26 protein-coding genes are annotated in these 23,925 nt (G+C 36.9%); 10 read left to right on the plus strand and 16 right to left on the minus strand.

Translation table 11 applies throughout. From position 1 onward, the window contains the following. Window positions 1–51: 51 nt before the first annotated feature. Window positions 52–555, minus strand: a complete 504-nt coding sequence (gene purE / locus M2372_RS03525; RefSeq protein ID WP_123318322.1) for a 5-(carboxyamino)imidazole ribonucleotide mutase — start codon at window positions 553–555, stop codon at window positions 52–54. Between the two features lie 255 nt (window positions 556–810). On the opposite strand from purE, the gene M2372_RS03530 reads away from it, so the two are divergent. After that, window positions 811–1,719 (plus strand): DMT family transporter, encoded by a 909-nt coding sequence (locus M2372_RS03530; RefSeq protein WP_123318321.1) that lies wholly within the window; start codon window positions 811–813, stop codon window positions 1,717–1,719. Between the two features lie 79 nt (window positions 1,720–1,798). Here the strand turns inward: M2372_RS03530 and M2372_RS03535 are convergent, their stop codons facing one another. Further along, a complete protein-coding gene (locus M2372_RS03535) occupies window positions 1,799–2,719 on the minus strand; it encodes an alpha/beta hydrolase (RefSeq protein WP_123318320.1) in 921 nt (306 codons plus the stop codon). A 150-nt stretch (window positions 2,720–2,869) separates the two neighbouring features. Between M2372_RS03535 and M2372_RS03540 the strand changes: the two genes are divergently transcribed. The 4 genes from M2372_RS03540 (at window position 2,870) to M2372_RS03555 (ending at window position 7,204) form a co-directional block, all read left to right on the plus strand. Further along, entirely contained in the window at window positions 2,870–3,433 is a 564-nt protein-coding gene (locus tag M2372_RS03540) for a hypothetical protein (RefSeq protein ID WP_123318319.1), read from the plus strand. Window positions 3,434–3,439: 6 nt separating this feature from the next. Further along, window positions 3,440–5,563, plus strand: a complete 2,124-nt coding sequence (locus tag M2372_RS03545; protein WP_115973216.1) for a cation:proton antiporter — start codon at window positions 3,440–3,442, stop codon at window positions 5,561–5,563. Window positions 5,564–5,742: 179 nt separating this feature from the next. Next, complete coding sequence (locus tag M2372_RS03550) at window positions 5,743–6,414, plus strand: SH3 domain-containing protein (protein ID WP_123318318.1); 672 nt, start codon at window positions 5,743–5,745, stop codon at window positions 6,412–6,414. Between the two features lie 88 nt (window positions 6,415–6,502). Then, window positions 6,503–7,204: an SH3 domain-containing protein gene (locus M2372_RS03555; protein WP_123318317.1), complete on the plus strand. Its 702-nt coding sequence runs from the start codon at window positions 6,503–6,505 to the stop codon at window positions 7,202–7,204. Window positions 7,205–7,277: 73 nt separating this feature from the next. On the opposite strand, the gene M2372_RS03560 is transcribed toward M2372_RS03555, so the two are convergent. Next, window positions 7,278–8,390 (minus strand): 5-(carboxyamino)imidazole ribonucleotide synthase, encoded by a 1,113-nt coding sequence (locus M2372_RS03560; RefSeq protein ID WP_123318316.1) that lies wholly within the window; start codon window positions 8,388–8,390, stop codon window positions 7,278–7,280. A 24-nt stretch (window positions 8,391–8,414) separates the two neighbouring features. Next, on the minus strand, window positions 8,415–8,966 hold the full coding sequence (locus M2372_RS03565; RefSeq protein ID WP_123319080.1) for a DUF1543 domain-containing protein: 552 nt from the start codon (window positions 8,964–8,966) through the stop codon (window positions 8,415–8,417). A 97-nt stretch (window positions 8,967–9,063) separates the two neighbouring features. Here M2372_RS03565 and M2372_RS03570 point away from each other — a divergent pair, with 97 nt between their 5' ends. Together M2372_RS03570 and M2372_RS03575 are read left to right on the plus strand one after the other, a co-directional pair. Further along, a complete protein-coding gene (locus tag M2372_RS03570; RefSeq protein ID WP_123318315.1) occupies window positions 9,064–9,894 on the plus strand; it encodes a sulfite exporter TauE/SafE family protein in 831 nt (276 codons plus the stop codon). After that, complete coding sequence (locus M2372_RS03575) at window positions 9,894–10,277, plus strand: DUF1634 domain-containing protein (protein WP_115973211.1); 384 nt, start codon at window positions 9,894–9,896, stop codon at window positions 10,275–10,277. The genes M2372_RS03570 and M2372_RS03575 overlap by 1 nt, the downstream gene beginning before the upstream one ends. On the opposite strand, the gene M2372_RS03580 is transcribed toward M2372_RS03575, so the two are convergent. Both M2372_RS03580 and M2372_RS03585 read right to left on the minus strand, forming a co-directional pair. Then, complete coding sequence (locus M2372_RS03580) at window positions 10,278–10,655, minus strand: VOC family protein (protein WP_123319079.1); 378 nt, start codon at window positions 10,653–10,655, stop codon at window positions 10,278–10,280. It lies immediately after the preceding gene. Window positions 10,656–10,689: 34 nt separating this feature from the next. Further along, window positions 10,690–11,130 (minus strand): nuclear transport factor 2 family protein, encoded by a 441-nt coding sequence (locus tag M2372_RS03585; protein ID WP_123318314.1) that lies wholly within the window; start codon window positions 11,128–11,130, stop codon window positions 10,690–10,692. A gap of 110 nt (window positions 11,131–11,240) precedes the next feature. Between M2372_RS03585 and M2372_RS03590 the strand changes: the two genes are divergently transcribed. Further along, the gene (locus M2372_RS03590; protein ID WP_123319078.1) at window positions 11,241–12,323 is read left to right on the plus strand and encodes an endonuclease/exonuclease/phosphatase family protein; all 1,083 of its coding nucleotides are present in this window, start codon (window positions 11,241–11,243) and stop codon (window positions 12,321–12,323) included. A 44-nt stretch (window positions 12,324–12,367) separates the two neighbouring features. Here M2372_RS03590 and M2372_RS03595 read toward each other — a convergent pair whose 3' ends face one another. From M2372_RS03595 to M2372_RS03635, 9 genes are all read right to left on the minus strand, one after another. Further along, window positions 12,368–13,423 carry a diphosphomevalonate/mevalonate 3,5-bisphosphate decarboxylase family protein gene (locus M2372_RS03595; protein ID WP_115973209.1) on the minus strand — a complete coding sequence of 352 codons (1,056 nt, stop codon included), beginning with the start codon at window positions 13,421–13,423 and terminating at the stop codon, window positions 12,368–12,370. Window positions 13,424–13,550: 127 nt separating this feature from the next. Then, window positions 13,551–15,320: a long-chain fatty acid--CoA ligase gene (locus tag M2372_RS03600; protein ID WP_123318313.1), complete on the minus strand. Its 1,770-nt coding sequence runs from the start codon at window positions 15,318–15,320 to the stop codon at window positions 13,551–13,553. Then, window positions 15,317–16,330: an NAD-dependent epimerase/dehydratase family protein gene (locus tag M2372_RS03605; RefSeq protein ID WP_123318312.1), complete on the minus strand. Its 1,014-nt coding sequence runs from the start codon at window positions 16,328–16,330 to the stop codon at window positions 15,317–15,319. Before M2372_RS03605 ends, M2372_RS03600 begins: the two co-directional genes overlap by 4 nt. A gap of 423 nt (window positions 16,331–16,753) precedes the next feature. Next, window positions 16,754–17,758: an MvdD family ATP-grasp ribosomal peptide maturase gene (locus M2372_RS03610; protein ID WP_123318311.1), complete on the minus strand. Its 1,005-nt coding sequence runs from the start codon at window positions 17,756–17,758 to the stop codon at window positions 16,754–16,756. Then, entirely contained in the window at window positions 17,751–18,707 is a 957-nt protein-coding gene (locus M2372_RS03615; RefSeq protein WP_123318310.1) for an MvdC/MvdD family ATP grasp protein, read from the minus strand. The genes M2372_RS03610 and M2372_RS03615 overlap by 8 nt, the downstream gene beginning before the upstream one ends. Before the next feature lie 93 nt (window positions 18,708–18,800). Further along, window positions 18,801–19,019 (minus strand): microviridin/marinostatin family tricyclic proteinase inhibitor, encoded by a 219-nt coding sequence (locus M2372_RS03620; protein ID WP_115973204.1) that lies wholly within the window; start codon window positions 19,017–19,019, stop codon window positions 18,801–18,803. 114 nt (window positions 19,020–19,133) lie between these two features. Further along, entirely contained in the window at window positions 19,134–19,913 is a 780-nt protein-coding gene (locus M2372_RS03625) for an alpha/beta fold hydrolase (protein ID WP_123318309.1), read from the minus strand. Between the two features lie 19 nt (window positions 19,914–19,932). After that, window positions 19,933–20,652, minus strand: coding sequence for a pyridoxine 5'-phosphate synthase (locus M2372_RS03630; protein WP_123318308.1), 720 nt, complete (start codon window positions 20,650–20,652; stop codon window positions 19,933–19,935). Between the two features lie 154 nt (window positions 20,653–20,806). Next, window positions 20,807–22,075, minus strand: a complete 1,269-nt coding sequence (locus M2372_RS03635; protein WP_115973201.1) for a mechanosensitive ion channel family protein — start codon at window positions 22,073–22,075, stop codon at window positions 20,807–20,809. A gap of 176 nt (window positions 22,076–22,251) precedes the next feature. On the opposite strand from M2372_RS03635, the gene M2372_RS03640 reads away from it, so the two are divergent. Both M2372_RS03640 and M2372_RS03645 read left to right on the plus strand, forming a co-directional pair. Next, the gene (locus tag M2372_RS03640; RefSeq protein ID WP_123318307.1) at window positions 22,252–22,743 is read left to right on the plus strand and encodes a DUF456 domain-containing protein; all 492 of its coding nucleotides are present in this window, start codon (window positions 22,252–22,254) and stop codon (window positions 22,741–22,743) included. 19 nt (window positions 22,744–22,762) lie between these two features. After that, the gene (locus M2372_RS03645) at window positions 22,763–23,260 is read left to right on the plus strand and encodes a hypothetical protein (protein ID WP_123318306.1); all 498 of its coding nucleotides are present in this window, start codon (window positions 22,763–22,765) and stop codon (window positions 23,258–23,260) included. Here M2372_RS03645 and M2372_RS03650 read toward each other — a convergent pair. Then, window positions 23,247–23,888 carry a uracil-DNA glycosylase gene (locus tag M2372_RS03650; protein WP_123318305.1) on the minus strand — a complete coding sequence of 214 codons (642 nt, stop codon included), beginning with the start codon at window positions 23,886–23,888 and terminating at the stop codon, window positions 23,247–23,249. The two genes, M2372_RS03645 and M2372_RS03650, sit on opposite strands and share 14 nt — an antisense overlap. Window positions 23,889–23,925: the final 37 nt, after the last annotated feature.

The following is a 23,925-nucleotide window of genomic DNA, read 5'->3' on the forward strand; positions in this document are numbered from 1 at the left end:
ATAAAGAAAGCCTCACTTTTCAGTAAGGCTTTATATTTGGTTTAAACTTAATTATTTATCAAAATGATTAGGATGCTGCGATTTGATATCTTCTACTGTTCCCAATACTTTATCTTTCAAAGAATCCTGATATTTTTGAAGTTTTACAGCAACTTCTTCATTCCCGCTTCCAATAATTTTAGCTGCTAAAATCCCTGCATTCAATGCACCGTTTAGCGCTACCGTTGCTACCGGAATTCCACCCGGCATCTGAAGGATTGAAAGAACAGAATCCCATCCGTCAATAGAATTACTGGACAAAATAGGAACCCCAATCACGGGTAATGTTGTACAGCTTGCTACCATTCCCGGAAGATGAGCTGCTCCTCCTGCCCCTGCAACAATCACTTTAAGACCTCTCTCCTGAGCGGTCTTAGCATAATCGAACATCCTTTCCGGTGTTCTGTGTGCTGAAACTACAGTCAATTCATAAGGGATATCCAGACTTTTCAGGAAATTTGCAGCCTGTTCCATGATCGGCAGATCACTCTGACTGCCCATAATAATACCTACCATCTTCAATTTTTATTAGATGTTCAAAGATAAAAAATTAAAATTTAAGCTGGAAGTCAGGAAGCTTGAGGCTGGAAGTTTATTTCCGAACAATATAATACCTATTCATTTTATACTGCAATGGGTATTAAGTCTACCATAACTTCCCTCTTCCAGCCTCCCAGCTTCTCTCTCATCTGTATCATTAAAAATCTCCTCAACTGTACCCATTCAGATCACAAAGAAACACCTATATTTGTTTGTTACACTTCATTTACTTTGAAAGATTATAAACTTATTTTTGCTGTTCTTACCGTAGCTTTTGTCTGGGGAACCACATTTTTAGCGATCCGTGTTGCCGTGGAAACCATTCCTGCATGGTTTGTAGCTGGCATCCGTCAGTTTCTGGCCTCAATTATTATGCTGCTTCTGCTTCTTTCAAGAAATGAATTCAAATGGATTGGATGGAAAAGCCTTGGCTATCAGATTGTATTTGCCACCTTAATGCTGGTTATCGCTAACGGTATGACAACTGTTGCTGAAGAAACTGTATCAAGCAGTCTGGCATCACTCATCAGCGCCTGTTCTCCTATTCTTGTATTTTTAGGAAGTGTGGCTGTTGGTTTACAAAAGTTCAGCATCCGTGCCTTTCTCGGTGTTTTGCTGTGCTTCAGCGGAATCCTTTTTATTTTCTGGGACGGTTTACAGGATCTTGCCAACCCCGACTACAGAATGGGAATGATCTTTCTTTTCTGTGCGATCTCAGGATGGGCCTCAGGAACCATCTTCACCAAGAAGCTGAATATTCAAAGCGGAAATATCACCCTGAATTTATTTTACCAGTTTCTGTTTGCAGGGATTGTTCAGATTATCCTGGCTTTTATTTTCTCAGAGCATTATAACTTCGGAAACTGGACGTTAAAAAGTATTTCAGCTATGTTATATCTGTCTGTTTTCGGTTCTGTAGCTGCATTTTTTGCATTTCATTATGCTTTAACCAAAATTTCTCCCGTGCAGGTTTCCATATTGGCTTATATCAATACCATTATTGCCATATTTCTGGGTTGGCTGATTATGGATGAACAGATATCTTTCAAATTTATTCTTGCAGCTGCATTAATTATTTGTGGTGTGTTTATCATTAATTATAAACCGGAGATGTTTAAAAGGCAGAAGGTAGCTGCATAAAATAGTTTAGTATAAGAAAATGAATTTGTCTTTTCTCAATGTGCTTCAGTAAGAATTCTACAGTTGTTCAAACTATACATTATTTGTAGATTCCATTGATCTTTAACCAGTTTAAAAACAAATTTGTCCATTCACCGGTATTTGTATCTTTTTTACCTAATCCCCAGCCATGTCCTCCGGATTGAAACAAATGTAATTCTGCAGGAATTTTTTGGTCCTTCAAGGCCTGATACATAAGAATACTGTTTTCTACTGGTGAAATAGGATCATCTTCAGACTGTGCCAGAAAGGTGATTGGAGTTCGCTCTGTTACCTGCTTTTCAACAGAATATTTTATCTGATCTTTTGTCTCTGATGATTTTCCTAACAAAGATTTAAAAGAATGGGTATTGTTATTAGGTGGAAGCATAGATACCACGGGGTAAATCATAGCAGTAAAATCTGGCTTTGCTGAAATATGATCAATGGCATCCTGTGGTGGATAATATATAGTATCAAAAGTAGAAGAAATATATCCTGCAAGATGACCTCCAGCAGAAAAACCTAGAACACCTATTTTATCAGGATCAATTTTATATTTTCCTGCATCACTTCTGATGATTCGTAAAGCCCGTTGAGCATCCTGAAGAGGAACTGATCTGGTAACCCAACCTTCCCCAGGCAGTCTATATATCAATTCAAAAGCTGTAATTCCCTGTGATTTCAGCCACTCTCCTGTAGGATTACCCTCGGAACCAGATTCAATATGAGCATATCCTCCTCCACTTATCACCAAAACAGCAATGCCATTAGGGTTTGCAGGTTGATGTATAATTAATTTAGGAACATTGATATTGGTAAAAGAACCTTTCTGAGAAATTTTATTCTCACCCTGGGGTCCCGGCCCATCCGGAACTGTTTTCCATAGGGCAACAGAAGGCAATTGGCCTTTAACAGCAAAATCATCCCTCCCTAAGATAAGATGACAAAAAATAAAAAAAGAGAACAGAATATTTTTCATTTAATTTAAATGTGAGTATTCATCAAAAAAACGTTATAAATCTATAAAACTGCATTTCAATATATTAAAGATAACAAAAAACATATCCAGCCCAACCTTGTTTTTATATTCTCTTCATTTTTCTTATATTGTATACTCAACCTATACAACATGCTAAAAAACACATTTTTTGTACTTCTTGCGGCCTCTTTTATCCTGGTAAGCTGTGATTACAAGGAAAAGGAGAAGAGCCTTACAGACCGGGAAAAACAATTATTAGAGAAAGAAAAAACATTCGCGAAGAAAGAATCCGAATACCAGTCGCTTTTAAAAATGAGAGACAGTATTTTTGCTAAAAAAGATTCTGTAGTCATTGCTACATGGCCCGCAGAGATCTCCGGTCCATGGAACGGAAAAGTGATCTGTACAGAATCCAATTGCAGCGATTATGCGGTAGGCGATCAGCGTACAGATCTTTGGGAATTTGATAATGATTCCACCCAACCTATCACCAAGATCATCAATAATAACAACCTGGTAAGACTGTATTCCGGTAAATTTGAGAATAATGAGATCAGACTTTCTTTCAAAACAGATTCCACGGCTAAAAAAAATGTAGAAATGAGCGTTCTGCTTAATGATATTTCTGACAACAAGATCAAAGGGACAAGAACCATTACTTCTGATGGCTGCACCGCTAAGTTCTCTGTTGAATTAGTACGTTCCACCAAATAAACACCTATGATTTTACTGAGTATACACAACCTGAGCCTTCCCATAGAGGATCCGGTGCTGAAGTTCCTGTTGGTACTGATTATCATTCTTGCGGCTCCCTTATTATTAAATAAAATTAAAGTCCCCCATCTCTTGGGCCTTATCATTGCCGGAGCTATTATCGGTCCTAATGGATTTAATGTTTTATCAAGAGACAGCAGCATTGTTGTAACCGGAACTACCGGGCTTCTCTACATTATGTTCCTCGCAGGACTTGAGATCGACATGGGAGATTTTAAGAAAAACAAATGGAAAAGCCTCACTTTCGGCCTTTATACCTTTATTGTGCCTTTTGTATTGGGCTATTTGGGAGGATATTATATTCTTCATTTCTCAATGCTTACATCCATCTTATTTGCGAGTCTTTTCTCTTCTCATACCCTGATTGCCTATCCGCTGGTAAGTAAGCTGGGAATTGCGAAAAACAAAGCAGTGAATATTACTGTGGGAGGTACTATGATTACTGATATCCTGGCTTTATTGGTTCTTGCCATTATCGTCGGAATGTCACAAGGTGATGTAGGAACGGAATTCTGGGTTAAACTATCTGTGTCATTCATTGTTTTTGCATTAATTGTACTCATTGTTTTCCCTATTATAGGACGTTGGTTCTTCAAAAAAGTGGATGATAAGATCTCACAGTATATTTTTGTACTGGTGATGATCTATCTGGCAGCAATGCTTGCTGAACTTGCCGGAGTGGAAGCCATTATCGGAGCATTCTTTGCAGGGCTGGCACTCAACAGACTTATTCCACATACCTCATCTCTGATGAACAGAGTTGAATTTGTGGGAAATGCCATCTTTATCCCTTTCTTCCTGATCAGTGTAGGAATGCTGATCGACTTCAAAGTATTTTTCAAAAGCTGGGAAACCATTGAAGTAGCAGGAATCATGCTTGTAGCATCTATCGGAGGGAAGTATCTTTCTGCAATAGCAACTCAAAAGACGTTCAGACTGACTAAGGAAGAAGGAAAACTGATCTTTGGACTGAGCTCTGCATCTGCCGCTGCTACATTAGCCTCTGTAATGGTAGGATACAACATTATCCTTTCTGAAACAGAAACAGGAGAACCTGTAAGATTATTGAATGAGCATGTATTGAATGGAAGTATCCTATTGATCCTTATTTCCTGTACCATCTCATCTTTTATCTCTATGGCAAGCGCTCAGAAAATTGCTGAGTCAGATAATGAAGATACAGTCTCCGGAGACAGCCATGAGGAGGAAAATATCCTGTTAGCCATCAATCACGAAGAAACTGTAGAGAGAATGGTAAACCTTGGAATTCTGATTAAAGCACATTCCAATACGGAAGATTTATATGCCTTAAATGTCATCAATGAAGATAAAAATGAGTCTTCTGTAAAGAATGCGGAGAAACTTCTTCACCAGGCGGCTGATACAGCAGCAGCGGCAGATGTCAAATTACAGGCACTTAAAAGATATGACAATGATGTTATCAATGGGGTCAACAACGTCATCAAGGAACAGAAAATTACAGATCTGATCATCGGACTGGAGGATGAAAAAGGTTTTTCACCATCTTTTGTCTACAATCTGTACAATGGGTATCTTCAGAATGATGATGTTAACGTATTGGTGTATCATGCGGCACAGCCACTTTCCACCATTAAAAAATATGCTGTAATGATTCCTGAAAATGCTCATAAGGAAGCAGGATTCTTCCATGCGCTTTTAAGGGTTTGGAACATCGCCAGGAATTCGGGAGCTACGGTTGCCTTTTATGCACCTGAAAATATTCTGGACATTCTTCAGAAAATCATTAAAAAGGCCAATATAGAAGCTGAATTCATCATTATGAATACCTGGCAGGATGGTGAAAAAACCGCAGCTCAACTGAAGGATGATGAGGCTCTGATTATTTTAATGGCAAAACGCGGAATGCAGTCCTATATTCCTCGTATGAGGCTTATTCCGGAGCTGCTGAACAGAAACCTTAACGATAATAATTACCTCCTGATCTTCCCATTCTCCGAATATGATAAAAACAGTCCTGAAATACGTTCTGTAGGCAATCATGGAGATTTTGTGGAGATCGGAAATGTGATTCAGAAGATATTCAAATAAAAAATTACAGGCTGGAAGCTGGAAGAAGGAGGCTGGAAGTTAGTGATCAGCAAGGAAACTACTGACAGTAATCTTAAGGAAAATTATAAAGAGAAATTTTAGTTATTTATTAATCCTCCACAGCTTTCCACTTCAAGCTTCCAGCCTTTTTACCTATTTTTGTTCAAAATTAAAATTCATTGAAAACAAAGAAGATATTCCTTTTAACAGCAGCTTTAAGTGCACAATTATCATTTGCCCAGTTTGCAAAAGTGGTAGATCAGGAAGGCTATGTTAATATAAGAGAAAATGCAGATGCAAAAAGTACCATCATTGGAAAGATCAATTCGGATGAGATCGTATATGTATTTGAGTCGGATCCGTCCAATAAGAATTGGGCTAATGTAAGCAATGGGTACATCCATAACTCACGATTGAAATATATAGAGTCCTATCCAAAAGTTCCACCCACAGTGCGTGATGCCAACAAAGCGATTTTTAAGTCAGGAAATATTAAAGTAAATATCACTTCCGGAAAATTTAATTTTAAGGAAAATGAAAAAGATTTTACCTCAACACTACATGGCGATTACTATAAAGAACAGCAGGTATGGGGATTAGACGGAACTATTCCTAAGACTCATTATCTTTCCATTTCTGCACAAATTGGAGATAAAACCATTCAGATTCCATCTAAGGATATTGAAAATCTGTTTCAGGTCAGTAATAAATCTACAACCTGTTATTATGACCGTGAGAATGATACTTTATACATCTCAATGCTAAATTCTGAAGGTGCCGGTACATATGTTGCTCTTTTTACCATTGAAAAAGGTGAATATAAAGGAAGAACTCTGGAAATACCGTTTTAGTCCTGACTAACAACAACAACTAGTCTCCAAGCCTATCTATGAGGTTAAATAAAACTATTTTTTATTAAATTAAAATTACACAATAGCATTGAAAACAAAAAAGATATTTCTTCTAACAGCAATGGTAAGCATCCAGTTTTCTTTTGCTCAGTTTGCTAAAATTGTAGATAAAGACGGTTATGTAAACCTAAGAGAAAATCCGGATACAAAAAGCAAGATCACAGGAAAAATCAACTCTGATGAGATTGTTTATACTTTTGAAATGGACAAGGCCAACAAAAACTGGCTGAATGTTTATTATGATGATAAAACAGCTGGTTATATCAATAGTTCAAAAGTTAAGCTTATAGATTCCTATGAGGTCATTCTTCCTATAACCAAAGATGAAAATAAAGCTATTTTCAAATCCGGAAATATTAAGGTGGATATAATTTCCGAAAAGTTCAATTACAAGGAAAATAAAAAATTCTTTTCCTCCTCCAATTATAACGGACAAAAAACAGAAGATAAGTATAAAGGGAACCTTATATGGGGAACAGACGGAACCATTCCCAAAACTCACTATAAATCCATTACCGTTCAGGTCAAGGATAAAAAAATTCAGATTCCTAATAAAGAAATTGAAAACCTTTTTAATATCAGTAATGAATTTACAACATGTTATTACGATCGTAAAAATGACACATTATATCTCACTATGATTAATTCCGATGGTGCTGGAGCTTATGTAGCCCTTTTTAAAATTGTGAAAGGAGTATATAAAGAAAGGATCTTAAAGAGACCTTTTTAAACAAAAGATACCTATAAAAAAGAGAGCCATTTTAACATTAAAACGGCTCCTTTTTTATTATTTTAAGCTTAAGTTATTCTGAAATCACTCTCACCATTCCCTTCACCATCACCAGTTTTTCCATAAGCTCTTCTCTGCAATCTGCAAGAACATTAATGTGTCCCATTTTTCTTCCAGGTTTGGTTTCTGTTTTTCCGTATAAGTGAACGTAGGTTTCCGGTAACTTCAGAACGTCTTCCATTCCTTCGTATACTACCTTTCCAGCGTAGCCTTCTGCTCCTACCAGATTCAGCATTCCGCTGTAGGTAATAGCATCCGTATCTGCCAAAGGAAGATTCTTTACCACACGGTACATCTGCTCAAACTGTGAATTCGTATTTCCTTCCTGGCTCTGGTGTCCAGAATTGTGGAGTCTAGGAGCTGTTTCATTCACCCATACTTTTCCTTCTTTATCAAGGAATAATTCGATGGCAAAAAGTCCTGGGGAATTTACCGCATTTAAAAACTTCTCTGTAATAATATCTATCTGGTTCTGAACATCTTCAGTCAGAAGAACCGGGCAGACATTAAAATCCAAAAGATTAAGCTTAGGATCAGCCACCATTTCTGTTACCGGGAAAGTATTCGTTTCTCCTTTTTCATTTCTGGCAACGATTACGGAAAGCTCCTTATCAATATCTACCAGACTTTCAATCACTGAAGCTTCTTTCCATAAATGCTGATAATCATCTTCAGTTCTGATCACCTGTACTCCTTTTCCATCATATCCGCCTGTATTCATCTTCTGCACAAACGGCAAAGACATCATGATTTTTTCATCACTGTTCCATACCACCTGAAATTCCGGACTTGGGATATCATTAACTTTATAAAATTCTTTCTGAAGGATCTTCTGCTGAATCGTTTTGATGATACTTGCATTGGGAACCACTCTCACACCCTGCTTTTCAAGTTCAGCCAGAGCCTCTGCATTTACATGTTCTATTTCAATGGTCACCACATCCTTATCTTTTCCAAAATTCAGTACAGTTTCATAATCATTGAAATTTCCCTGTGTAAAATATGAGATATTGTGGCATGGTGCATCAGAAGCCGGATCCAGAGTATAAAACTCATCATCATACTTCAAAGCACTTTGTATCAACATTCTTCCCAGCTGTCCGCCTCCCAGAATTCCTATTTTCATTTTTTATTTTTATTAGATTTACGCTTATTGAATTTTATCAATTTTTAAATATCCCAGTCCCATAGGGTTTTCCTGATTTTCAGCATCAGACTTTACAAGGACAATAGAATATTTATCTTTCATAGCTGCCGGAAGAATATCATTGACATTAAAGATGTCATCAATATCCACTCCATGTTTGTCATCAATATGGCTTACTGCTCCTTCAAATCCCATTGTTTTATAGAACTCCGTAGCTTTTGCTCTCTTTACAATCTCTCCCATTGATTGCCCTACCATCAGATGCTGCTCATGAAATTCTTCAAAAAAACCAGGTTTATAACCTCCCAAATTAAGGAAGAACAACTGATCTTCTGAGGTGTTTTCACCTTTTTCAACGATCTTCACTTCATAACCATCAGCAAATTTCACTTCCTGATAGCAGTCTAAATGGATTTTACCTTCCGCTTCCTTCCAGAATGCTTTCATATCAGGAACCAGATCCTTAAGGTTTTCCGCTATTCCGAAAAACACATCGTGCTGTTCAATATTTCGTCCTTTGGGAGTGGCCCCAAGAATGACATAAAATAATTTCATCTCATTTTTCATGCATACAAAAATACGTTAAATTTATCTTTTTCAAATGTTTGGCAGACTACTACAATAATTTTATATTTGTAACATTAATTGTAGTATGTCAGAAATCATCATACTCTTCTTTGGCGCCATTTCTGCGGGCCTTTTAGGTTCACTTACAGGGCTTGGAGGAGGAGTTATCATTATTCCTTTATTAACGCTGGGGTTCGGCGTTCCAATGCATTATGCTATCGGGGCTTCTCTTATTTCTGTGATCGGAACTTCTTCGGGCGCAGCAGTTGCTTTTGTAAAAGAGGGCTTTACCAATATGAGAATTGGGATGTTTCTTGAAATTGCCACTACTGCCGGTGCCATTGTAGGTGCTTTGGTTTCGGGAATGCTTAATCCGAATACAATTGGAATTATTTTCGCCAGTATCCTGCTTTTGACCGTTATTTTAAATCTAAAAGGAAAGCCTGATCATCAGGAACCTCTGATTCATGGCAGCCTTGAAGAAAAACTTAAGCTTTACGGAACATTTCCGGATAAAGGAATACTGAAAAACTACTCTGCAAGAAATACGGTTCCAGGATTTCTGATGATGATGTTTGCAGGAGCGATGTCCGGGCTTTTAGGAATTGGCTCTGGAGCATTAAAGGTTTTGGCAATGGATAATATGATGAAATTACCTTTCAAAGTTTCCACAACAACCAGTAATTTTATGATTGGAGTAACGGCTGTTGCCAGTGCACTGATCTACTTCCAGAGAGGAGAAATTATCCCTGTCATTGCTGCTCCCGTACTGATTGGAGTGGTAATAGGAAGTTTTATAGGTTCTAAAACCCTTATGGTTTCCAAAACGAAAAAGTTAAAAGTATTTTTCGCTATTGTGATTACTATCCTTTCAGTATATATGATGTATAACGGTATCAACAAAAGCTTCAGGTAATGAAAAAGAATTTTACAGATGTAGATCTGAACCGTTCCGTAGGAAATCTTCTGAGGCTGGGTGTAATTCTGTCTGTGGCTACTTCCCTGATCGGTTTCATCAAACTGTTTACCGAAGGCTTTGAAATGCCTAAAAAATACACGAGTCTTGCTGTAGCTACTTCTTCAGATAAAGTATGGAGTCACTTTTGGAACTCATTATGCAAGGGAGAAGGAATGGCTATTATTCAGCTGGGCATCCTTTTACTGATCTTCACTCCCCTGATGAGAATTATCTTCGCTTTAATAGGTTATTTGAAGGAAAAAGATTACGTATATGTCTTCATTTCCTCTGTTGTTTTAGCGATTATGGCAGTGAGTTTCTTTGCAGGGTACGCACACTAATTACATTTCATAAAACTCTATCGGCAACTGGTCCGGATCCTGGGTAAAGAAAAATTCTTTTCCTGTGAACTCATCGATGCGGATCTCTTCACAATCGAGTCCCTTCCCTATCAGTTCGTTTCGTTTTTCGGTTACATTTTCAACGGAAAAAGCAAGATGTCTTAAACCACATGCTTCAGGACGGGAGGGTCTGGCAGGAGGGTTAGGAAAAGAGAACAACTCAATCACATAATGATCTCCTATCGCAAGATCTAATTTATAAGACAGCCTTTCTTCACGATACACCTCACGGACAATCTCTAAACCTATAATTTCTGTATAAAACTTCTTTGATATTTCGTAGTCTGAGCCAATAATAGCTATATGATGAATTTTCATTTTATTTTTAATTTCCTGAATCATTAAACCTTCTTTATTTTATTTCCCTGCACTTATCTTTTCTTCTGGTATCAATAATATACTGAATTTTCCATTCATTATTCTGTTTCACCAATTGAAAACTGTTGGCTCCACAATGGGAAAATACCCCTTTCAAATAAAAGGAATAAGGAGTGAAGACACTTGCCAGATTTCCATCCATGTGAATAGCTTCTACAACAATTTTTTCCTCAAGGTCACCTTTTGCGAACCTGGAAACAGAAGTTACAAAATCCTGAATACTGTCTGTTTTTACAGTTCCTTCTTTTGTAACCGTCTGCAGAATGGCATTTTCTGCAAAAACAGTTTTCATAAGTTCCGGATCTGCATTTTTCATAGCCAGAAAAAGATTATGAATAGGTTTTTCTACTTCCTGATTCTGCTGTCCGAAACAGAAGCCACTGAACAGGAGAATAATTGAGGCTATTTTGTTCATAGGGATAATTTTAAATAAAAATAGGTAAAATAAAATTTAAATTGATTATGAGATTTTTAAAACTCATTTTCTTAAATTGTAAAAAATTATTTCAGACAAAGATTTTTCATATGTGGATTATTTATATGACTCTGGCCATACTCTTACTGTTCTTGACTATATTACCCAGAATTCAGCATTCTCACTGGATATTCCGGGTTCCCGAATTTGCTAAAATACAGATCACTTATTTTATATTTTTCACTTTTTTATTAGGGCTTATAATTGATTCTACAAAATATTTATGGTACTATCAGGGCGTTCTGCTTGTTCTGTTTGCTTACCATAGCCATACTCTCATCAAATATACACGCCTCTATCCTGTAAAAAAGCACAGGCAACGTCACAAGTCCTCCGGAAAGCTCCATTTTGTTTCAGCTAATGTTTATCAGTTCAATAAGGAATATGAAAGATTTTCTAATCTTATTGAAAAGTATGATCCTGATTTTTTCATGACTATGGAAAGCAATAGCGATTGGGAAAAAGCAATGAGGAGTCTGGAAAAAGAATACCCCTATCAGCACAAGGTAACTCTTGAAAATACTTACGGAATGCATTTCTATTCCAGAATTGAAATTAAGGAAGCCAAAACTCATTATTTTGTAGCAGATGATATTCCCAGTATTGAAGTACATATGGAAACAGCCGATGGTTTTTCCTTTATTTTCTTTGGGGTTCATCCGCCGCCGCCGAGCCCTACAGAGGAAGAAACTTCTAAGGAAAGAGATGGCGACCTTCTAAGCACAGCCAAGCGTGTAAAAGATATTAAAAAACCGGTTATTGTAGTGGGAGACTTCAATAATGTTGCATGGTCAAAATCGTCTGTACTTTTCAGGAAAACAAGCCATCTTATAGATCCTAGAGTGGGACATTCTTTTGTTTCTACATTTCATGCAAAGTACCGCTTTTTAAGATTTCCTATAGATCTGATGTTTCACAGCGAAGATATTTTCATTAAACAACTGAAGACATTAGAAAATTTTGGTTCGGACCATCTTCCGGTATACTGTGAGTTTTTCATAGATCATCACAATGAGCAGCAGGCAGAACTTATAGAAACAGCAACTTCAGAAGAAAAGGCAGAAGCGGAAATCATGATAGAAGAAGGAAAACAGGAGGACGGAAACCGGGAAGCTGTTGTTACCGAAGATTAAACATAAAAAAGTGGGCTTGTAAACCCACTTTTCATATTATTTTATTAAAACCTCATCACATCCTTCACCACTCCATTCTTCTGGGTATGTTGTAATAGTTCAGTTTCTATAAATGTTTTGATCTGTTCTTCAGAGGCATCACTTGGGAACAAGAGGTGTACATTGGCACCTGCATCCAGCGTAAAGAACAACGGAAGTTCCGTTTCTCTTCTGAAATCCCAGATTTTATTGATAACCTCTAATGTACCGGTCTTCATCAGGATAAAAGCCGGATCACTCATCATCATCATTGCGTGAAGAGTAAGTGCTTCATGTTCTACCAATTTGATAAAGCGTTCCATGTCTCCACTTTTCAGAATTTCCTTCATTGGAACAAAGTTTTCCCTCGCTTCCTGGAATCTTCTTTCTGCATAAGAATTGGTCTTCATCAAACCATGTCCTACCGTTGAAGACACACTTTTCTGTCCTTCGTGGATCAACAGAACCCAGTCATTGAAACTCTTGAATACTTCATGAATTTCAGCATCCGGATAAGGTACAGCAAAGAGATCAGAACTTCCCTGGACTTCTTCAGTTTCTCCCCAGACAATAAGTCCGTTGTATAAACTTCTGCAAGCGCTTCCACTTCCTAATCTGGCTAAAAATGAAGCTTTTCTCAGAGATTCTTCTTCTGAAATTTTTCCTGTGAACGTTTCATCCAATGCCATCAGACATTTGGCAATAGCTCCAAATCCTGAAGCTGAGCTTGCAATTCCTGAGCTGTGTGGAAATGTATTTTCTGTTCTGATGATATATTTCCCTTTCAGAATCCACGGAAGGTATTGTTCAATATTTCTGAAATATTTTTCAATTTTTTCCGCAAACTTCACTTCTTCATTTCCTGACAAGAATGTTTGTACAGAAAAAGGTTCATCTGCCAAGAACTCCATGCTGGTATTCGTTTTACAATGATTTAAAGTATAACTGATACTTGGATTGGCAGGAATCTGATTGTCATATTTCCCCCAATATTTAATCAAAGCAATATTAGACGGACAGCTTTCTGAAACCGTTTGTGTATGAATGGTGAAATTTTCTTTTCCTATAAATTGTGTTGTCATAGTTTAATTTAAGTGATTGAGACTTGACCACCCCGCCAGAGGAGGAGAATTTTCACGTCTTCAATTCTAATAGTCGTGAAAATCAAAGATTTTACAAAACTTAAGCGACTTGTGGTTTACAAATCGATTAATACATCTTCTCTATAATATCTGCATATTTTTTAAGAACCACATTTCTTTTCACTTTCAATGTTGGAGTGATTTCTCCCGTATTGATGTCAAATTCTGCCGGCATCAGCGTGAATTTCTTCACTTTCTCATAATCGACAAGCTCATGTTGCAGTTCCTTGACTTTTTCTTTATAAAGGTTGGTTATTTTTTCATTTTTTACAACCTCCTCCCAGTTGGTAAAAGGAATATTATTCTTTTTGATATAGTCCTGTAAAAATTCAAAATTCGGAACAATTAAAGCAGAAACAAACTGTCTTCCTTCTGCAACCAGCATGATCTGCTGAATGAAATTATTATTCGTCAGAAGGTTTTCAATCTGTTGTGGGGCAATGTATTTTCCATTGGAAGTTTTCATCAGGTCTTTAAGTCTGTCTGTAATGATAAGATTTCCTTTATCATCCATTTTACCTGCATCTCCTGTTTTAAACCAACCGTCTTCTGTAAATACTTTTTCGGTTTCTTCAGGTCTGTTATAATACCCTTTCATGATTCCGTTTCCTCTGGCCTGGATTTCATCGCTTTCTCCAATACGGATTTCTACACCTGGTAATGGTTTTCCACTTGTAGCATGCTCAAAATGCGTTAAAGGGAAAAGGGTCAAAGTAGCAGTTGTTTCCGTTAAGCCATATCCAACAGTAACATGAATACCCACTGATTCAAAGAATCTGGTTACTTCAGGGGATAAAGAGGCTCCTCCACAAGGTAAAAACCAAAGCCTCCCACCCATTTTATTCTTGATCTTACTGAATACCAGCATATCTGCAACGGATTCTTTTAGTTTTAATCCAAAAGGAACAGGTCTTTCGCTTCTTCTTAATTCTGCAGTTTCCCATCCTGTTTTTAAAGCCCAGTCAAAGATCTTCTTTTTCAGTGGTGAGCCTTCTTCTGCCTTTTCCAGCACTCCGGCATATACTTTCTGAAAAAATCTCGGTACGGCACACATTGTAGTAGGTTTTACTTCTTCCAATGCTTTGGCTACGTTTTTCGGGTCTTCAAGAAAATAGACTCTTGCTCCTCCATAAAGACATAGTAAGCTCCAGCTTCTTTCAAAAACGTGACTTAGAGGTAAGAATGCGAGTGACAGCTCATCTTCAAAGTTTTTAAATTTAAAAAATTCAAAGTGAGAATCAAATGCCTTGATAAAATTTCCGTGGGTAAGCATTACTCCTTTTGGTGTTCCGGTAGTTCCGGAAGTATAGATCAGTGTGGCTGTATCATCATATTCTTTTTTACAGATCTCAAGTTCCGAAGAAGATTTTGCTATAAAATCCTCAAGATAAAAACTGTTGAGTTCTTTTTTGATCCAAACTGCTTTTTTAGAAATAATAATAGTTTCAAGATGGTTGTCTTCTTTATCTAAAAGCCCCAGACACGCATCATACTGTATCTGATTTCCAACTAATACCACCTTAGCTCCGGAATCTTTAATAATATATTCTGCCTGCTCAGCGTTATTGGTAGAATAAATAGGAACGGTAACCGCTCCCATAGCCATTGCAGCCAGATCCATAATCATCCATTCTGATGAATTATCTGAATAGATTGCTACTTTATCGTTTTCCTGAACTCCTGCTTCCTTTAATGCATTGGCTGTTTTAAAAACAATTTCACTGAATTTTTTCCAGCTTAGCTCTTTCCAGATTCCTTCTTTCTTTTTAAAGCCGATCGCCGCTTTTATAGGATGCTTTTCTACATTTTTAAGGATTATTGCCTCTGCAAGATTCATTTCTTCAGCTTTTTGTCGTTAATATAATTGTTCAGGTGAAAGTCTATGCTTTCTTTTATCGGAATAAACTGATAATTCAGCTTTTCCCTGACTTTGTGATTGGAAATGGTGTTGAATGAAGATATTGCTTCTATATTTGCTTCTGTAGCCATTTTCAGCTTTGGAATCAGCCATCCGAACAGCGTATTGGCCCATTTACCTATATTTAATTGAGACCTTGTAAGAATTCGGGCATCTTTAAGACCTAGCCTGGTTCTGATCTGTTTAGCCAGATCTGCATATCTGTTATTTTCAGAAACGATGATAAAGCGTTCTCCAAAAATGTTGTTTTCCATCAGCTCAATGGCTGTTTTAGCAACATCCCTCACATCTACATAAGTAGATCCGCCAGCAAAAGTAAAGCTGTTATCTTCAAAGGTTGAAAAAAGCTCACCACTGCTTTGGGTCCAGTTTCCGCTTCCTACGATCATTCCGGGATTGATGATGACTACATTCAAGCCTTCAGCAGAGGCTCTCCAGGCTTCCATTTCGGATAAGTGTTTGGAAATGGCATAGGCAGAATGCTCCAGTTTCGGATTAAAATCAGAATCTTCATCCAGCTCTCCTTTTTCATTATAGTTATCTAAAACGGCTACAGAGCTTACATGCAGGAATTTTTTAACATCTGATCCTTCGCAGGCAAACAATAAGTTTTCTGTACCTTTAATATTGGTATGGTACATTTCTTTTTCATCTTTGGGATGAAAACTTACTTTTGCAGCACAGTGATAGACCTCATCTACCCCTTTCAATGCATCTTTTAAGGAATCAATATCATCAAAATCCACATTGATCCATTCAATCTTATTGAAAAAATCATCTGGATTCTCCGTATAAAAGCTGTATGAATGCCTTACTTCGTTTAAATTGCTGCCCGGTCTTTTGGAAGCACGTACGTTTTTACCTCTTTTAAGAAGTTCCAGCACGATTATTCTTCCCAGAATTCCGGTTGCACCCGTTACAAAAACCATTAATTATGTTGCTTGATTGCTGACTAAAATATGACAATATTTTCTATCCGGCAATTCTTCAGGTTCTGGTAAAAGTTCCTTAAAAAACTGCTTTTGCAAATTTGCGATTTTTAAAGCAAAATTCAAGTTTATTTAACCAATATTATCATTCTCGAAATCACAAAACCTGAAACAAAAAAGAAAAACCTTGTTGTTTTAACCATAAAGGATACATTTTTTTTTGACCATTTTAGATTTTAAAGTTAGCTGCCTTATGTATGAGAAATTCATTTAAACTTTATGAAACCCTCCGATTCTGTGGTCTGGTAATGCATGCTTCAGTTGAAGAAACATCATTTAAAAAACATACAACATTACATAAAAAGTCCCGAAAGCATTCAAAAAACTTCCAGGACTACTATATAAAAAATTAATCATTTTAAATTAAACCATCACGATATTATCTCTTCTCGGAGCCTTATCACATAAGACATCTGCAATACTTCTGGAGATCAGATTGCCTTCAGTAAGATTATCCAGCCAGAAGAATTCTCCTGCCGCATTGATTTCTATGAAATAATATTCATCTTCGGGAGAAACAATAATGTCTATTGCCCCATAATCGACATTGTAAATATCCAGGAGTTCCAGAAGTTTTTCTTTAACATCCTCCGGTAATGTTGTCTGCGTCCATTTATCCAACAGATTAACACCATCTTTTCTCCAGTCGACCTTGGAATCTTCAAACTGTTGGGAATCTACTTCAAAGGCATAAACATCTCTTCCTACAATAGTAACACGAAGTTCTTTTTTCTTCTGGATCATTTTCTGAAACTGCATCGGGCAATACAGAAGCGTATCCAGCTCTTCAAGTTTATCCTCACTCACAACATTGGTAAACACAACATTTTCCACCCCATCTTCATAGATTGCAAAACCGGTCTGCATTTTGGCAACCACGTTCTGATGTTTCAGAATAAACTGTTTTGCTTCTTCAGGATTATTGGTCAAACATGTTTCGGGAATCAAAAGACCTATTTTATGAGCGAGCTTCAACTGTTCTTCTTTACTGTCTAGCCTTCTGTAAACACTGGGCTTTCCTAATGAATAGGCATCTACAGATTCAAGAAATCCAAATAATGTATTTCTGATTTCTCCCATAGCTGCCCCAAAAAATTTGGCATCCAGCTCCTCCTTTAAACCTTTACCGATATTATAAGCCCGGCGGTACCAGACTGCAGAAATATCATCCAGTCGATATTTTTTTTCAGAGGTTTCCAGGAAGGTCTTCCATTCTCCATCCTGGAAGACTGTTGATAATTTATTCTGTAAAGGATATAAATCAACATCAAAACGGATAACCTCACAATTGTTATCCTCAATGTATTCTGTTACTTTTTCAATTGAAAAATTATCTGCAGTATGTGTTATAATTAAAATTTTATTCATGGAAATTGATTCTTTTAATAAGATTGTCGGCAATTCTTTCTGCTATGGGAAACCCAAGTTCTTTTTGGAGCATTCCCCACTCTCCTTGTGGATTGACTTCCAGAAAGTAATATTTTCCATCTTTTCCACGGATCATATCAATAGCTCCGGTATAAAGTCCCATTTCTTGCATCATAGAGGTGAGATTTACTTTGACAGAGTCAGGCAGTTCATAAGCTGACCAGGAATAGTCTTTATGCCTTACTCTCCAGTCCGCATTCTGACTGTTATTGATCTTACCTGTGAAGAAAATTCCGTCTATATACATGATTCTCAATTCATATTCTTTATCAATATAAGGCTGAAAAATCATGGGACAATAAACTATATCTGAAAGATTCTCCAATATTTCCTCCTCAATAATCATTGTGGAGACCAATCCTTCACCACTCATTGTTTTCCTGATTACACTATGAAGCTTGGCAATAGCTTTTCCTGAACAGTGCTGATCAAAAAAAGCTTTTACCTTCTCTTCATCATTGGAAAAAAGAGTTGGAGGAATAATCAGATTATTTCGTTTAGCTAATTGCAGCTGAAGCATTTTATTGCCGTCGATTTTCTTTTCATTCTCATAGGGGTTGATCCAAGGAAGATGCTCCAGTTGGGTAAACAGGTTGTAACGGAGATTTGTATACTCATTCAGAAATATCTTTTCATACTCCTGATCCAGTTCTTCAGGCACCTGTATGCGCCATGCCTTTCTGTGCCATACTCCTTTAATCGCATCGGAATGTATTGTTGTTCCATACTCATCAGTGATCTCAAATGAGTTCTCGCTGATACTGATCTTCTGAAAATGGTTCAGCCGGTCGGAATTCAGTCTGAAATAGGGAATATTTTTAGAAGAAAGATATTGAAAAAAATGATCAATGGTATAAAAATCCTGTGAGTGGGTAATACAGAGAATCATTTGCCGGTTTTATTAAAAGGGGAAACTTAACATTTTAAGTTTCCCCTTTTGTTACAATTTTGTTAATATGTTACTTACTGTAAAACCGTTATTTTATAGTAAAATAGTATCATCATCACCATCAGAAGGATATTTCATCGTATGATCCATATCGCTAAGCTTAGAAGTTGCACCGTCTAAAGTAGGTAGTGTAACAGCATCTCTTTCCGGAATTGTAATAATGGATCCTCCTGTTACTGTTTCCGGATCTTTAAGTTGTTTTTCAAGGAATGATGCGAAAAATGGCTTCTTTTTTGATTTTTTGTTTTCCATAAGTTAATATTTTTATTTATTTGATAATCGAATATACAAATTTTTCAACTTACAGGGAAATAAATTGATATTTTAAGATAATTTTAACATATTATCAAAATTTAAAGAATATTTTTAACCAATACCAAGAAATCCTTTAACAACATTTGCGAAATCAACAGGATTTTCTGCCTGAACCCAATGCCCAGCATTTTTTACGGTTACGATTTTAGCTTTTGGAAATTGCTGCTTTATTCCATATTCATCCTGAGGTAAAATATAATTGGATTTTTCTCCTGCTATGAATAAGGATTCTCCTTCAAAAACACCGAATTTCACTGCATTAGATACAAATTCATTATATTTTTCAGATAATGTTTTAAGATTGAACCTCCAGTTCAGTTTTTTATTATCATCCCAATACAGGTTCTTTGTTAAAAACTGTATCGTTGATCTTTCCGGAATATACTGAGTCAAAACAGCTTCCACATCATTTCTTGAATTTACGGTATTAAAATCTACCGTTTCCAGAGCTTTGATGATTCCCTGATGGTGTGGCGGATAAGCTTTTGGTGAAATATCCACTACGATCAGTTTCTCTACTTTTTCAGGATATTTGATGGCAAATTGCATCACAGCTTTCCCTCCAAGAGAATGGCCTAAAACATGGGCTTTCTGAATTCCGTAATGATCCATATAACTGGCAATATCATTTGCCAGATCATCGTGAGACATATCGTCAGAATGAAAACTCCTTCCGTGATTTCTGAGATCAATAAGATGTACGGGGAGATATTCTCCAAGGTCTTTCCCGAAGCTCCCCCAGTTATCAAGCATTCCAAACAGCCCGTGAAATACTAAAAGCGGCGTAGCGGTTAAACCTTCGCCAAATATTTTTGAATTTAAGATTTCCATATTTTTAAAAAATAACAGATTACCATTTCGCCAATCTTTTCAAATAAGACTGAACTGTATTTTCCAATCCCATATAAAGCGCCTCAGAAACCAAAGCATGCCCGATAGATACTTCTAAAAGATTTGGAATATTATCTGAAAAATATTTCAGGTTTTCCAAACTAAGATCGTGGCCGGCATTGATTCCTAAACCGAATTCCGTAGCTGCAACTGCAGTATCATAATAAGGTTTAATAGCCTGTTCTTTATTAGACAGATAATGTTTTGCATAAGCTTCCGTATACAGCTCAATTCTGTCTGCACCAGTCTTTGCAGCAGATTCTACCAGCTCAGGCAAAGGATCAAGAAAGATAGAGGTACGGATTCCTGCATTTTTAAATTCAGTAATGATCTCTGTAAGGTAATCCAGGTGTTTTTTAGTATCCCAACCTGCATTGGAGGTAATAGCATCATCTGCATCCGGAACCAGAGTTACCTGCTCTGGTTTCACATCCAATACCATATCAATAAAAGACTGATGTGGATTTCCTTCGATATTAAACTCAGTCGTCACCAATGGTTTCAGATCATAGACATCTTTTCTTGTAATGTGCCTCTCATCCGGCCTTGGGTGAATCGTAATTCCCTGACCTCCGAATTCCTGAATCTTTATAGCAGCTTCCGTCACACTTGGTGTTTCACCTCCTCTTGCATTTCTTAATGTCGCAATCTTATTGATGTTTACGCTTAGTTTTGTCATTTTTTTATTTAGATGTTAGATAGGGAAAGTTAGAAGATGGAAAATTGGGGCTGGAAGTTTATCCAGCTTTGTACTTCTTTTTGCGTTCTAATTTCATTATCATTTAAAATTGAATTTATTTTTTGAGAAAGAGATACATTGTCTGCTTTCTGTTCTATACTTTAACACTTACCTGCATTACCTGAAGTTCAAACTCTTTGGATGCTACCAATAAATGGTCAAAAATATCAGCCTGAATCTGTTCGAAATGTTCCCATTTGGAATCATTCGCAAAACAGTACACTTCAAGAGGAAGCCCCTGCGGAGTAATTTCTAACTGACGAACCATTCTTGTGGCATTTTTTTCAACGTCCGGATCACTCTCTATATATTTCTGTGCATAATATCTGAAAACACCTATATTGGTAAGCTGTCTTCCGTTAATGGTTTTATCATTATTGCTCAGACTTTGCTTTTCTCTTCTGATTTCCACTCTTTTTTGTTCAAGATAATCAGCAATAAGATTAATTTCTTTTAAACGTTCAATATCCTCATCGGTAAGAAATTTGAATGAATTAATATTAAAATAAATAGATTTCTTGATCCTTCTGTTATTGGATTCAGACATGACCTGCATGTTTTTGATCTCCGTGGTCAGGAAATCATAAGTAGGAATAGTGGAAACTGTTTTGTCAAAATTGGTAATTTTGGTTGTCAGAAGACTTATTTCCGTAATATTTCCTTCTATACTGTATTTGGGAATACTGATCCAGTCACCTACTTTCATATTTTTGGAGGTCGCCACATGAATTCCGGTTACAAATCCCAGAATAGTATCTCTGAAAACGAGAACCAAAACAGCTGTAATAGCTCCCAGACTTCCAACAATGGTTGTTCCTTTAATTCCGAATACTACACAAAGTCCCACAACAGAAAAGACAAAGATTCCCAGAATTTTTACAGTTTCAGAGATCGCATTCAATGCCATGATCTTATAAAAATCCTGCTTGATGGAGAAATAATTTCTGAATGCCGTTAATGATCTGTACAGCATCCCAGCTAAAATCATTACTAATCCTAAGTTAACACATCGTATGATGAAAATGGTCGTCTTGGGTAACGCTCCTTCCGGAAAAATAGATCCCTGTATTCCACCCACAACAGTCAGAGCAGCAAAATGAGCTACTGAATTGGTAATTTTGGACTGATAAATGGATTTAAGTACCGGAAATTTTTCTTCGTTGTGAAAAAGACGGAAAATAAAATTGATAACAAATTTAAAAACAAAATCTACAATTAAAAATACCGCACACAGCAAAGCCAGTTTTACAATAATATGAATAATCCAATCCAGCCCGGATGGAGAGATCTGGGTGATATATAGGTATAACTGTTCGCTTATTTCCTGCAAATAGTTCTTGGTTTCCTGTAGGTCATCTTTCATTACAGCAAATTTATAAAATTAAGGATGATGATGTTACTATTCACAATCAATTTTCATCCCAAATTTTAAAACGGGTTATAAATTTCCTCTATATCATTCAGGAAACTCTTCTATTTTCATCATCAGCATATTTGTTGAATCACTGAGGTTTCATATCTTCGTTTATATTTTAAAGAATGGATACAACTGTCATTAATATTCTCTGTCTTATTTTATTGTTTGTCGGCATATTGGGAACATTTCTTCCCGTTTTACCAGGGCTTTTATTAAGCATCTGCGGCTTGCTGCTCTACAAATTCGGGACGGATGCTGATCTTCCAATGATCTATATCTGGGCTTTTGGAATTCTCACAGCAGCTTCTGTTGTTTTAAGCTATGTGATTCCGGCAAGAACCAACAGAAAATATGGGGGAACGCGCTGGGGAAGTATCGGATCTGTAATAGGAACCATTGTCGGAATATTCATTCCAATTCCTTTGGGTTTCCTGATTGGAATGTTTGCTGGAGTATTTATCGGTGAAATGCTTCATGACAGCAAGGATATGAACAAGGCTTTACAATCCACTAAAGGGGCCTTAATCGGGTTTATTTATGGTACGGGATTCAGCTTTGTAGTGGGTGTGGCAATGTTTTTGGTAGTACTTCTTAATATGTTTGATATTATTTAATCTAAAAAAATAAGAAATCATGTTCCATAAAGCCATCTTATTCAGTCTGGGAATTTTTGCATTAACAGGATGTGATGCCCAAAAGAAAGCCAAAACGGATTCAAAAAACTCTGAAATGACAAGCCATACAACGTCTAACGTCCAGAAAAACGGGATCATTTATCTGGACGAAGGAGAAAATAAGTTTCTGAAAGAATATCAGATGAATATTACCTTCAAAGGGATCTCAGAGGATAGCCGCTGTCCTGAAGGGGTAAACTGTATCTGGGCCGGAGCCGCTCTTGCTCAGGTTGAAGTGATGGGGATCTCTACCCGACCTGTTCTTTTAAATCTTGCCAGCATGGATTTCCCGAATCGTAACTATCATCAGTCTGCTGACTTCAATGGGTACACTATCACATTGCAGGAAGTCAATCCCTATCCTAAATCAGGAGGGACTACAGAATTAAACGGAAAATATAAAATAGGAGTCAGCATCAAAAAAGCCGGAGCTTCCTCTGATACTACCAGGAAATAGGCTTTTTTCCTTTGGAAACAAGATATTCATTAATCTTTGAGAAAGGCTTGCTTCCGAAAAAACCTCTATAAACGGAAAACGGTGACGGGTGCGCCGATTTCAATATAAAATGCTTAGCCGGATCAATAAGTTCGGCTTTTTTCTGTGCAAAAGCTCCCCACAATACGAAGACCACATTTTCTTTTTTATCAGAGATCTCCTTAATAATATAGTTAGTAAAGGTTTCCCAACCTAGATCTTTATGGGAATTGGGTGAATGGGCACGAACTGTCAGCGTTGCATTCAGTAAAAGAACCCCCTGCTTCCCCCAGTCATCCAGCTCTTTAGAAGTTCTTACGACTCCAAGATCATCTTTTAATTCAATAAAAATATTTTTAAGCGATGGCGGAGCAGTTACCTGTTCTGAAACAGAAAAACACAATCCGTTAGCCTGATAATCGTTATGGTATGGATCCTGACCAATGATAACCACCTCCACATCATCAAATGGTGTTAACTCCAATGCTCTGAAAATCTGATTTTTCGGAGGGAAAACTTTGGTAGTTGCATATTCATTCTTTACTTTTTCCCAAAGAGTTGTAAAGTATTCTGTACTTTTTATCGGGGTTAAAATTTCTGTCCAGGTCATAATGCAAAAGTAATTAATATTAAAATAAAAGCATAGG

Origin of the sequence: Chryseobacterium sp. BIGb0232 (genome assembly GCF_024810195.1) — a bacterium.
GTDB classification, from domain to species: Bacteria; Bacteroidota; Bacteroidia; order Flavobacteriales; family Weeksellaceae; genus Chryseobacterium; species Chryseobacterium pennae.